We start from the raw sequence: 12,381 nt of genomic DNA, 5'->3' as shown, positions 1-12,381 counted from the left end.
TTGTGAAAACCAATGTATAGAATATTTGTATAGAAAATAATTATCAAGCCGAGCAAAACTGATAGTTTCTACTCAGAAAGTTCTTTTAAAAATCTTTCTACAGGAAAATTTTATACAGATGCAGTTTTTCACAAATACCTAAATTTATCATTTTGATGAAGATTGCCGTATTTTGAAAAGACTGATTTTGATGAGTGGTAGAATTAGTTATGTGAATGGCAGAGCAATTCGGCCATTCACATAGGTTATATTAGATTTTAAACAGCATCTGACAAGCTACTAAATGTAAAGTCTCGGATTTTGAGTGGTGGCACCAAACTTCCTCCAATTCGCATTGGTACGCCCATAGCTTCAAGATTATTGAGCATAATTACGGGACTTTCGTTGAAACGGAAGTTTTTGATTGGATATTTGATTTGGCCTTTCTCGATATAAAAAGTACCATCGCGGGTTAGTCCAGTAAACAATAATGTTTGTGGGTCTACAGCACGAATATACCAAAAGCGAGTTACTAAAATACCTTTTTCAGTTCCTTTAATAAGGTCGGCCAAAGATTCTGTTCCACCAGCCATAATAAAGCCTTGTGGTGGAGGTGTTGCTTTTACGCCTTTTTTTTCGGCCCAAAACCTTGAATAGGTCAGGTTTTTTACTATGCCATTTTCTACCCAATAGATTTTTTCTTGTGGACGGCCATCGCCTGAAAAACCTGCTTTAGGAATTTCTGGGTTGGCGGGGTCTGAATAGATATTTACTCGTTCGTCAAACAACTTTTCGCCCAAACGAATTCCTCCTCCTTTTTTGCTCAAGAAACTACGGCCTTCGTCTGCATTACGAGCATCAAGGCTACGCATCATATTTTGGAGCAAATCAATTGAGGCGGCTGGTTCTAAGATAACGGTATATTTGCCTGGCTCTAGGGCTTTGGCCGAGCTAGAAGCCATCGCTTTCTGAATAGCAATTTCGGTAGCCGATTTAGTACTAAGTTTAGAAACGTCGTTAAAATCACGAATGGCATAACCCGATCCTAAGCCATCGGCGGTACGTACTGTAATAGAAAAATCAACCGAAGTAGATTTATTATAGCCAAAAAGCCCTTTACTATTACCAATAGCCGTAAAACCCGAAGAGTCTTCCATATAACCTGCTGCCGTCAAGTTCTTTTTAGCACAAGGGTCGATACTTTCAAATGCTGCTTTGGCACGAAACTCAGGGTCGATATTAGCAGTACTTTGAGCAAACGAGTTGGTGTCCAAATACTTTTGTGGCCCCAACATCGGTACATATTCAGGGTTTTCGGGAGCTAATCTGGCGATTTCTTCAGCTCTTCTTACTGTTTTTTCTAATGATTTATCGTCAAACTCATTGATAGTTGCTGTACCCGAACGTTTGCCAAAAACAGCAGTAACAGCCAATGAAAGGTCGTAGGACTCACCGCTCGTAGATACTGAATTTCGGGCATAACGAATATTGCCAGTGCGACTACCATTCAGAGCCACGCTTGTTTCGTCTGCTTTCGAAAATGCTAAAACTTTATCAATGATTTTTTTAGCTTCTTCTTTTGTTAATATAGCCATTGTTGATGTCGTTTTGAGTAATTAGATTTTTCTTCCAGTATTGATGACATTTACGCCATTGAAACGTGTTGTTGCACTACCATGCGAAACAGCACTTACCTGCGAAGGCTGGCCTTTTCCATCGAAAAACGAACCAAATGTACGGTAGTCGTCTTTATCACAAATCTGAACACACGAATTCCAAAACTCCTGTGTATTAGACTGATACGCTACGTCGTCGAGCATTCCTACGATTTGTCCATTTTTGATTTCATAGAACAACTGTCCACCAAATTGGAAGTTATAGCGTTGTTGGTCGATAGAATACGAGCCACGACCGATAATATAAATACCTTTCTCAACGCCTTTAATCATATCAAAAACACTTAGTTTTTCTTTTCCAGGGCGTAATGAAACGTTTGGCATACGCTGAAACTGCACAGAGTTCCAGTTATCGGCATAACAACAACCATGAGAGGCGTTTTCGCCCAAAATGTTTACTTGATCGCGAATAGCCTGATAGTTTACCAAAATACCATCTTTAATCAAATCCCATTCTTTGCATGGCACGCCTTCGTCGTCGTAGCCCACTGTACCCAATGTATAGGGCTGTGTTTTGTCGGCTACAATATTAACTTGTTTGCTACCATAATTAAATGATTTTGATTTCCATTTATCTAAAGTTGCAAAGCTAGTGCCTGCATAATTGGCCTCATAGCCCAATACACGGTCAAGCTCGGTTGGGTGCCCTACCGACTCGTGGATAGTCAGACCCAAGTGATTAGGGTCAAGTACGAGGTCGTATTTACCTGCCAATACCGACTTGGCTGTTAATTTTTCTTTGGCTTGTTTAGCCGCCATTACGGCATCTTCGACCATATCGTACGAGTTACGATACCCTACAAGGCCATTAGGTGCAGCGATTTTTTCACTTGCCAAACCATCGAGGTACTCATAGCCCATACCCATTGGCGAGCTAATAGCATCGCGGGTTTTGAACTTACCAGCTTGTTTGTCTACCGCTGTTACCGTAAACGTTGGCCAAATACGATGTACATCTTGGTCGATATACGAACCATCTGAAGAGGCAAAATATTTTTGTTCGTTCACCAAAAACAAATTGGATGTTACAAAGCCAGCACCATTTTTCATAGCCTCACTGTTGACATTCATCAATAAATCTATTTTCTGCTGAACGGGAACTTCAAACGCATTTTTGGTAATAGGTGTTTTCCAAGTAACTTCACCTACACCTTTTTGTGGAGCAAGAATGACAGGCTCTTTCTGAATCTTGGCATTGGCTTTGGCAATTGCAACGGCTGTTTCGGCACATTTGGCAATTCCTTCGGGCGTAACATCGCTAGTAGCTGCAAAGCCCCATGTACCATTAGCTATTACCCTAATACCTACACCGTACGATTCGGCATTAACAATATTTTGTACTTTATTCTCACGGGTAAACAAAAACTGCTGTAAATATCGACCAATGCGTACATCGGTGTAGGTTGCCCCACGAGACTTAGCAGCATTTAAGGCAATATCTGCCATTTTCTTTTTGAAAGCCACATCTGCACCTGGCTCAAGAAGATGCTCCGCTGGCACCACATTTCCCAAAACAGGTATTGAACTACCCATTAAGGCTCCCAAGCCCATACCAGACAATTGGATAAAATCCCTTCTTTTCATATTAGGGTTTGTTGATTGAAGTTAAATAATCGTTTAAACTTTAGAATAAGGTCAAAATACCCTTACAACTGAGCTATTGTTACCTATTGTATTAAAATAGCCTCAACTGCATATCTTAAAAATAGTGAATTATGGTATATATTGTATGTCTTATTCGACAAAACGCCTACTTTTATCGACATTCGTTATGGGATTCTCTAAAAATGGCAAAAAAAACTACTGTTAATTCTAGTTTAAGAAGGAATTAATTTTGTATAACAACACTTTTGCCATTAGATAATTTTGTGGCTAAGAATGAAGAAAATAATATAAAAAGAAGAAAAGTACAATCTTATTTAATCTTTAAATATGAGTACAGCATGGAAGCGATTTCTGATTTGGGGATTTGGTTAAAATAGCGACATGGTTTATTGATAATGTAATAAGGCTCATAAACCTAATATCTAATACTCAACAACGGTATTGTTATCCCCTTTTGAATGCTCAACTCTGGACTCCATTATTTTTTAGGAAACTATTTTGATAAAATCTTTCAATACTGTAGCTATCGAGAGACAGCCAGTAGCCCAAGCTATTTATTGAGTAAGTTGGTGAGTATACTTATTGAGGGCCATAAGTATAAAGTAGGGCTTCAATTGATTAGAACATGGCTATAAAATAAAAAAGGGATTCAAGCAATTGAATCCCTCATATTGTGTCGGGGTGGCAAGATTCGAACTTGCGACCTCCTGGTCCCAAACCAGGCGCGATGACCGGACTACGCTACACCCCGATTTTCTATCATTACTATGGAGTAAGTAGAAAAGATTTTGATTTAAAAAGGCACTACTTATAAGTACCTCAAATTTGTGATTCCGACAGGATTCGAACCTGTGACCTACTGCTTAGAAGGCAGTTGCTCTATCCAGCTGAGCTACGGAACCGTAATAAAAAAGGATTCTGGAAAGGTGACCTTAGAATTCAAATCATCTAAAATCGAAATCCAAAATCCTTTTTATTATGTCGGGGTGGCAAGATTCGAACTTGCGACCTCCTGGTCCCAAACCAGGCGCGATGACCGGACTACGCTACACCCCGAACTTTTTTAACCTTTCCACGATGATGGTGGCGGAGAGAGAGGGATTCGAACCCTCGGTACCGTTACCAGTACGACAGTTTAGCAAACTGTTCCTTTCGGCCTCTCAGGCATCTCTCCTTAACACTTTGGTTATCTCTTCCGATACCCTTGTTGTGTTTAGGTGATGCAAAGGTACGCTTTTTTTTGTTTAAGATGCAAGTCTAAAAAGAAAAAAAAACACATTTACATGAAACTTTTTTGCAACAAATTGCATATTATTCTGAATAACAGACACTTATTAATACCATTATAATAGCCTTTTTTTTATAGTTTTTTTCATTAAAAAATGCCCTATTTCTAATTATAGAGCTTTTTAGGCTGTTTACGGTCTAGCCCTGTTTTGATATTTCTTTCACTTCCCAAAATCCAGTTACTCTATACTGCCGTATATATCATCAAAATTTCAACCTTACATACAATTCTAATTCTTCAATTTTATGAAAAACCAACACGCTTACGCAATCCTTTCACTTTGTTTTGGTATTATTTCGTTAAGTTCATGTGACAAAAACAGCGACTCAACAACACCAGCAACACCCAAGTCTCCATCTGTTTTATATGTTTCCAATGCTGAAGTTACAGCAGGTGCCAAAAACCTACAACTCCTTTCGCCTGCCGATTCTACAGTATTAACACCGTCGGTTGAACTAGCCAATGGAGCATCCGATGGCAACGGTGTTGTTTTTTCTCCCGAAAAAAACCTCCTCTTTCAGGTAAGTCGTGCTCAAAAAAGTATCAGGGTATATAGCAATGCTAGTAGTATTTTGGCCGCATCACTTCCTGTTTCTGTAATTACCGATGCTAGCCTTTCGAGTGGCCGTGAACTTGCCTACGATGCAACAAACGATATTTTGTATGTTGCTAACAATACCGATAGTACTTTGCGGGTGTACGATAAAGCATCGACTCTTAATGGCAATGTTACAGGGAAAAAACTGAAATTAACTGGTGAGCCTTGGGGTATTCATTTCGATAAAGATAACAACCGATTGATGGTATTGATTGATAAATCGGCTATGCGTATTGAGTTTTTTAATACCCCTAGTAGCTTGGCTGCTGGCACAGTTACTCCTACCCTCAAATTTTTTATCAATGGTTCTCAGACTAACGGAGTCACCGCAAGACTTCATGGTATCACATACTCGAAGAAACGTGATATTTTGTTAGTTACCGAAATTGGAAATGCTACAGGAACAAACTTTGCTACCGACGGTGGTATTTATATTATTGAGGAAGTTGCCAAAATTTCAAATAACAGCTCTGTATTAGCAACAAGAACAATCTTTGGATCGAATACAGGCTTGGGCAACCCTGTAGATATTGCCTTTGACGACCGAGACAACAAGGGCTTGATTTATGTAGCTGAAAAAGCTAATAAAAAGATTCAGGTTTTTAAATTATCGGATAATGGCAATGTCGCTCCTACAAGAAGCTACATTTCTACCTTATCACCAGAGGCAATTCATCTAAATGCACAATAAGTAAAGATGAGTCATCTCAAATCTAGTAAATAATGACTTAGCGATGAGTGGAGTGATTATTTTTGAATATGATTTTCACAAGTAGAGGTACAATGCTTTGCGGCTAAAGATGTGTCATGCTACAATTTAATATACAAAAGGCGTTCGAAAAACTCATTTCGAACGCCTTTTGCATGAATAGACCCTAAATTTCTACCATAGGAGTCTCTTTTAATATTACCTAAAATTGAGAATAACTTATGTTTCAATTAAACAACCGAGAAGCTTGATACAGCTTTCGCTTCCAAAATTGAAATACCTTGCAAGTAAATATCTGCCTGACGAGCCGCCTCACGACCTTCAGAGATAGCCCAAACTACCAATGACTGTCCGCGACGCATATCGCCTGCTGCAAACACTTTATCTACAGATGTTTTGTAGTTATTGGCTTTTACATTACCTCTTTCGTCAAACTCTAGTCCTTTTTCTTCTAATTGAGATAAAAGACCTTCACGCTGCGGGTGTAAGAAACCTGCTGCAATCAAAGCCAATTCACAAGGGATTTCTCTTTCATTTTGGTGTGTTTGTTGGGCTTTGCCATCAACTACCTCCAAAACAATATCAGCAATTTTGATGCCTTTCAAATTACCACTACCGTCGCCAACAAACTCTTTTACAGCAATCGACCATTGACGGTTAGCACCTTCTTCGTGCGATGTAGAAGTACGCAACATCATTGGCCAATTTGGCCAAGGGGTTTGAGCAGCACGTTCGGCTGGAGGCATTGGCATTACCTCTACTTGTGTAATAGATTTTGCCTTATGGCGATTAGATGTACCAACACAGTCAGAACCTGTATCGCCACCACCAATTACCACTACGTTTTTATCGGTAGCATACAATTCACCATCTTGATAAGCAACGCCACGGTGGTCAACGATACGGTCGATACCAGCAACACGCTTATTTTGTTGAGACAAGAACTCCATAGCAGGATATACACCTTTCAAGTCAGCTCCAGGAATAGGGAGCGTTCTTGGAACGGTAGAACCACCCGCCAAAACGATAGTATCGAAGTCTTCTAATAATTCATCGGCTTTAATATCAACACCAACGTTAGTTGAAGTTTTGAAAACAATACCTTCTTGCTTCATTACTTCTACACGACGTTGAACTACCCATTTCTCCAATTTAAAATCAGGAATACCATAACGAAGCAACCCTCCGATTTCGTCGGCACGTTCAAATACCGTTACAGTATGTCCAGCCTTATTGAGCTGAGCAGCCGAAGCCAATCCAGCAGGGCCAGAGCCAATAATAGCTACTTTTTTACCTGTTCTTTTGGTTGGGATATTAGGTTTTACCAAGCCATTTCCAAAAGCATATTCAATAATCGATTTCTCGATATATTCGATAGCTACAGGAGGTTTATTGATACCCAATACACATGCCGACTCGCATGGTGCTGGACAAATACGTCCTGTAAACTCTGGAAAATTGTTGGTAGATGATAAGATTTCATAAGCATATCCCCAGTTTTGGTCATAAACCGCATCATTAAATTCAGGGATAATATTGCCTAATGGACAACCGTTGTGACAAAAAGGCACACCACAGTCCATACAACGGCTTGCTTGAGCTTTTACTTTTTCTCCTGGTAAATCTATATCAATTTCTTTATAATCAGCGACACGTTCTGCGACGGGTCTTTTCTTAGGAGTTTCTCTTGTAACCTCTAAAAATCCTGTTGGTTTTCCCATTGTTTTTAATTTGAAAATTTGAGGATTTGAAAATTTGAAAATGGCCTAATCAGTACTATCAAAAGAAGGGTATACCTTATTTTAACACATTTTCAAATTTTCAAATTAGATTAGTGAGCAATTTCAACTTGAATGTCTTTGTACACAACATCTTTATTTTCAAGAACCTCGGCAACTGTTACATTGCGAGATGCTAAAGCTTTCTTGAAATCTTGTGGCATTACCTTCACAAACTGGCCTAATACTGTTGACCAATTATCTAAAATATTTTTAGCCACATCAGAATCTGTGTATTGTAAATGTTGCTCAACGTACAATCTCAAGATATTTTCATCTTCGGTAGTTAACTCTTCGATAGCTACCATTTCACCGTTAAGTTTTGAAGCAAAATCACCTTTTTGATTCCAGATATAAGCTACACCACCCGACATACCTGCACCGAAGTTACGGCCAGTATCTCCAAGAACGACAACCAAGCCACCTGTCATATATTCGCAACCGTGGTCGCCAATACCTTCTACTACCACTTTAGCACCAGAGTTACGTACACAGAAACGTTCGCCTGCCATACCTCTCAGATAAGCTTCGCCAGAAGTAGCTCCATAGAATGAAACGTTACCTACTACCGAGTTTTCTGAAGGGTTGAACGGTGCTTTTTTGTTTGGATAAACAATCAATTTAGCACCACAAAGTCCTTTTCCGATATAGTCATTGGCATCGCCTTCTAATTCAAAAGTAATACCATTGACCGAAAACGCCCCAAACGACTGACCAGCAGTACCTGTAAACTTGATATGGATGGTATCGTTTGGTAAGCCTTTAGCACCATATACTTTCGTAATTTCGTTAGAAAGCATAGTACCAATAGTACGGTTTACGTTGATTACGTCTAACTCAGCCGATACTTTTTCTTGGTTTTCAATCGCTGATTTTGCGATTTCCAACAATTTCCAGTCTACCTGTACATCCAAACCGTGGTCTTGTTCTTCTTGTTTGTACAAGGCTACATCCAATGACATTGGCTCTTTGTACAAAATTGGAGAAAGGTCTAAGTGTTTGTATTTCCAGTGATTAACGTTATCTTTCATTTCCAGACGGTCAACCTGACCAACCATTTCGTTTACGGTACGGAAGCCCAACTCAGCCATTACCTCACGGAATTCCTGAGCTAAGAAATGGAATAAGTTTACGACGTGGTCTGGATTACCAGTATACATAGCACGCAAACGAGGGTCTTGAGTAGCCACCCCAACAGGACAAGTATTTAAGTGACACTTACGCATCATAATACAACCTGCTGTCACTAATGCTGCTGTAGCAACACCCCACTCTTCAGCACCCAACAAAGCTGCAATAGCCAAATCACGGCCAGTTTTGATTTGACCATCCGTTTGGACTGTTACACGGCCACGCAATTTGTTACGAACCAACGTTTGATGAGTTTCGGCCAAGCCAAGTTCCCAAGGCAAACCTGCATGACGAATAGAAGAAAGTGGCGAAGCCCCTGTACCTCCATCGTGTCCAGCAATCAAAATATGGTCGGCATGAGCTTTGGCAACCCCTGCTGCAATTGTACCAACACCTGCTTCCGACACCAACTTTACAGAGATTCGTGCAGCACGGTTGGCATTTTTCAAGTCGAAGATTAGCTGAGCTAAGTCTTCAATTGAATAAATATCATGGTGTGGTGGTGGCGAAATCAACCCAACACCTGGTGTTGAGTGACGAGTTTTACCAATCCAATCATCTACTTTATGGCCAGGCAATTGTCCTCCTTCACCTGGTTTTGCCCCCTGAGCCATTTTGATTTGAAGCTCTTGAGCATTGGTCAAATAATTGGCAGTTACACCAAAACGACCCGAAGCCACTTGCTTGATAGCAGAGTTCATTGAATCGCCATTCGCCATTTTTTCAAAACGAATTGGGTCTTCTCCTCCTTCACCTGTATTCGATTTACCACCAATGCGGTTCATCGCAATAGCAAGAGTTGTGTGAGCTTCGTAAGAAATAGAACCAAATGACATAGCCCCTGTAGCAAAACGTTTGAAGATATTTTCGACAGGTTCTACTTCTTCAATTGGTACTGGTGTGCCTTTTTTGAATTTCAACAAACCACGAAGGGTCATTGCTTTTTCAGTTTGGTCATCCACCAATTTTGAATATTTCTTAAACAGTTGATAGTTGTTTGTTTTGGTCGACTGTTGTAATAAGTGAATGGTTTCAGGATTAAACAAGTGAGCCTCTCCACGGTGTTTCCACTGATACACCCCACCTACTTCTAATTTTGGATTAGGAACAGGCAATTCAGGATAACCGTTGCGGTGTTTGATAAGGGCTTCTTTCTGAATACCTTCCAAATCAATACCTCCGATACGAGAAATTGCTCCTGAGAAATATCTATCTACTACCTCTTTGGCCAAACCAACTATTTCAAAGATTTGTGCACCTTGGTAAGATTGAAGCGTTGAAATACCCATTTTCGAGAATATTTTCAACAACTCACCATTAACAGCTTTGATATAGTTTTGTTGTAATTTTTCATAAGGATAATCTACCTGCAAAATACCTTTGTCTTTCATACCACGAATGGTTTCAAAAGCCATATAAGGGTTTACGGCAGAAGCCCCAAAACCAATTAAGGTAGCATAATGGTGTGTTTCCCAAACATCGCCCGCTTCAACAATCAAGCCTACTTGTGCTCTTTTGCCTTTGCGAATTAAGTGATGATGCACCGCTGCTACTGCCAATAATGAAGGAATTGGTGCATGAGAGCTATCAACACCACGGTCGGTCAACAACAAGATAGCGTAACCATCGTCAACGGCATCTTCAGAATATTGACAAATTCTATCTAAGGCACGTTTGAGTTGTCCTTTTTCACCGTTTGCTCTGAAAGTAGTATGAATAGATTTCGTTTGGAAGTTTTGGTGGTCTATCCAACGAATTTTTTCTATTTCAGCATTGGTCAGTACAGGCTGACGAATTTCAATCTGACGACAATGTTCTGGTGTTTCTTTCAACAAGTTTTTCAAACCTCCAATATCAGAAAGCAACGACATTACAGTACGCTCGCGAATAGGGTCAATTGGGGGGTTGGTAACTTGTGCAAAAAGCTGTTTGAAATAATATGATAAATGCTGAGCTTGGTCTGAAAGAATAGCCAAAGGAGTATCGACACCCATCGAGCCCAAAGCTTCCTTACCAGTTTCAACCATCTGAGCCAATACTACACGCAAATCTTCGGTAGTAAAGCCAAATACTTGCTGACGCAACAACAATTCTCTTTCAAAAGGAACACGGTATTCGGCTCCTGCAGCTGGCAAATTCTCAACTTTGATTTTGTTGTTTCTTAGCCACTCGCCATAAGGCTGTTGCTTACAGATTTTTTCTTTTAGCTCTTCATCTGGAATAATACGACCTTGCTCCATGTCTACAATAAACATTTTACCAGGCTGTAAACGTCCTTTTTTGATAACAGTCGACTGGTCGATATCCAATACACCTGCCTCAGAAGCCATGATTACAAAATCATCGTTGGTTACCCAGAAACGAGAAGGACGCAAGCCGTTACGGTCGAGGGTAGCACCAATAATTTTACCATCTGTGAATGAAATAGAAGCTGGGCCGTCCCAAGGCTCCATCATGGCAGCATGATATTCGTAGAAATCACGTTTATATTCTTCGATTTGTTCGTTGCCATCCCATGCTTCAGGAATCAACATCATCATTACGTGTGGCAATGAACGCCCCGAAAGCGTCAATAATTCGATAGCATTATCGAGAATGGCTGAATCTGACTGGCCTAATTGGCAAACAGGCAAAATCATATCCATTTCTTCTTTCGTAAACAACTCAGACTGGAACAATGCCGATTGAGCCTGCATCCACGAAGAGTTTCCTTTTACGGTATTGATTTCGCCATTGTGACCGATGTAACGGAAAGGCTGAGCCAAACGCCATTCAGGGAAAGTATTGGTAGAGAAACGAGAGTGAACAATGGCCAAAGCAGAAGTAAACTCTTCACGACGCAAATCATCAAAATAACCAGGTACTTGCATCGTAGTGAGCATACCCTTATAAATGATAGTACGAGCCGAAAGTGAAGCAAAATAGAATTTACCCTCTACGGCTTTCACCGTTTCGTTGATTACTCTAGCAGCAAACTGGCGGAATACGTACAATTTGCGTTCAAAAGCCTGTTCTTCAAGTCCAGCAGGACGTTTGATAAACAATTGTTCCATTTGAGGTTCGGTATTTCCAGATTCAGCACCCTGAATTTCCGAATTGTCGCATGGTACAACACGATAGCCCAAAATTTCCAGACCTAACTTCTTGGCTTTTCGGGCAATGATTTCTTTACACTCGTCACGAGTAGTCTTATCTTTTGGAAAGAAAACCATACCGACGCCATATTCTAAGGCAGCCGGCAAATCAATGCCAAGTTTTGTACACTCTTCAAGGAAAAATTCATGAGGAATCTGTACTAGAATACCAGCACCGTCACCAGAATTAGGGTCGCAGCCGCAAGCTCCACGGTGGTCCATGCGAATAAGCATTTGAATAGCATCGGCCACTACTTTGTGCGACTTTCTGCCCTTCATGTTCGCTACGAAACCGATACCACAAGCATCATGTTCGAATTCCTTGCGATACAACCCTTGATTATCAAAGTTAGTCATGGTAATGGGGTTTGTTTTTTAAGTTTAAAATTTTAACCTGTCTAGGTAGCCTTTATTTGTGTTAGTGGTATTTTTATCCCTAGTCTATTGAAAAGTTTGAATTAAAACTTACGTTTATTTGAAAAT

The 12,381-nt window shown here is 40.2% G+C and carries 5 protein-coding genes and 4 tRNA genes; 1 reads left to right on the top strand and 8 read right to left on the bottom strand.

Annotated features, from left to right (window positions below; all coding sequences use genetic code 11):
• Positions 1-257 precede the first annotated feature (257 nt).
• The 6 genes from FLEMA_RS0106485 to FLEMA_RS0106455 all read right to left on the bottom strand — a co-directional run bounded on the left by FLEMA_RS0106485 (position 258) and on the right by FLEMA_RS0106455 (position 4,434).
• Positions 258-1,574 (bottom strand): TldD/PmbA family protein, encoded by a 1,317-nt coding sequence (locus tag FLEMA_RS0106485; RefSeq protein WP_026994763.1) that lies wholly within the window; start codon positions 1,572-1,574, stop codon positions 258-260.
• A 21-nt stretch (positions 1,575-1,595) separates the two neighbouring features.
• The gene (locus tag FLEMA_RS0106480) at positions 1,596-3,239 is read right to left on the bottom strand and encodes a TldD/PmbA family protein (protein WP_026994762.1); all 1,644 of its coding nucleotides are present in this window, start codon (positions 3,237-3,239) and stop codon (positions 1,596-1,598) included.
• Between the two features lie 697 nt (positions 3,240-3,936).
• Positions 3,937-4,011, bottom strand: a tRNA-Pro gene (locus FLEMA_RS0106470).
• Between the two features lie 77 nt (positions 4,012-4,088).
• Positions 4,089-4,162, bottom strand: a tRNA-Arg gene (locus tag FLEMA_RS0106465).
• 79 nt (positions 4,163-4,241) lie between these two features.
• A tRNA-Pro gene (locus FLEMA_RS0106460) sits at positions 4,242-4,316 on the bottom strand.
• Between the two features lie 28 nt (positions 4,317-4,344).
• Positions 4,345-4,434, bottom strand: a tRNA-Ser gene (locus FLEMA_RS0106455).
• Positions 4,435-4,793: 359 nt separating this feature from the next.
• Here FLEMA_RS0106455 and FLEMA_RS0106450 point away from each other — a divergent pair.
• Positions 4,794-5,837 carry an NHL repeat-containing protein gene (locus tag FLEMA_RS0106450; protein ID WP_026994761.1) on the top strand — a complete coding sequence of 348 codons (1,044 nt, stop codon included), beginning with the start codon at positions 4,794-4,796 and terminating at the stop codon, positions 5,835-5,837.
• Between the two features lie 248 nt (positions 5,838-6,085).
• On the opposite strand, the gene FLEMA_RS0106445 is transcribed toward FLEMA_RS0106450, so the two are convergent.
• Positions 6,086-7,576 carry a glutamate synthase subunit beta gene (locus FLEMA_RS0106445; RefSeq protein ID WP_026994760.1) on the bottom strand — a complete coding sequence of 497 codons (1,491 nt, stop codon included), beginning with the start codon at positions 7,574-7,576 and terminating at the stop codon, positions 6,086-6,088.
• A 110-nt stretch (positions 7,577-7,686) separates the two neighbouring features.
• The gene (gene gltB / locus FLEMA_RS0106440) at positions 7,687-12,255 is read right to left on the bottom strand and encodes a glutamate synthase large subunit (RefSeq protein WP_026994759.1); all 4,569 of its coding nucleotides are present in this window, start codon (positions 12,253-12,255) and stop codon (positions 7,687-7,689) included.
• Between the last annotated feature and the right edge of the window lie 126 nt (positions 12,256-12,381).

Origin of the sequence: Flectobacillus major DSM 103 (assembly GCF_000427405.1) — a bacterium.
In the GTDB taxonomy this organism is placed as follows: Bacteria; Bacteroidota; Bacteroidia; order Cytophagales; family Spirosomataceae; genus Flectobacillus; species Flectobacillus major.
This window is presented reverse-complemented; position numbering and strand designations above follow the sequence as displayed.

Bases quoted from the DNA above. Each gene is read 5' to 3' on its own strand.
- FLEMA_RS0106485 (WP_026994763.1), bottom strand. From the start codon at position 1,574: ATGGCTATATTAACAAAAGAAGAAGCTAAAAAAATCATTGATAAAGTT.
- FLEMA_RS0106480 (WP_026994762.1), bottom strand. From the start codon at position 3,239: ATGAAAAGAAGGGATTTTATCCAATTGTCTGGTATGGGCTTGGGAGCC.
- FLEMA_RS0106450 (WP_026994761.1), top strand. From the start codon at position 4,794: ATGAAAAACCAACACGCTTACGCAATCCTTTCACTTTGTTTTGGTATT.
- FLEMA_RS0106445 (WP_026994760.1), bottom strand. From the start codon at position 7,576: ATGGGAAAACCAACAGGATTTTTAGAGGTTACAAGAGAAACTCCTAAG.
- gltB (WP_026994759.1), bottom strand. From the start codon at position 12,255: ATGACTAACTTTGATAATCAAGGGTTGTATCGCAAGGAATTCGAACAT.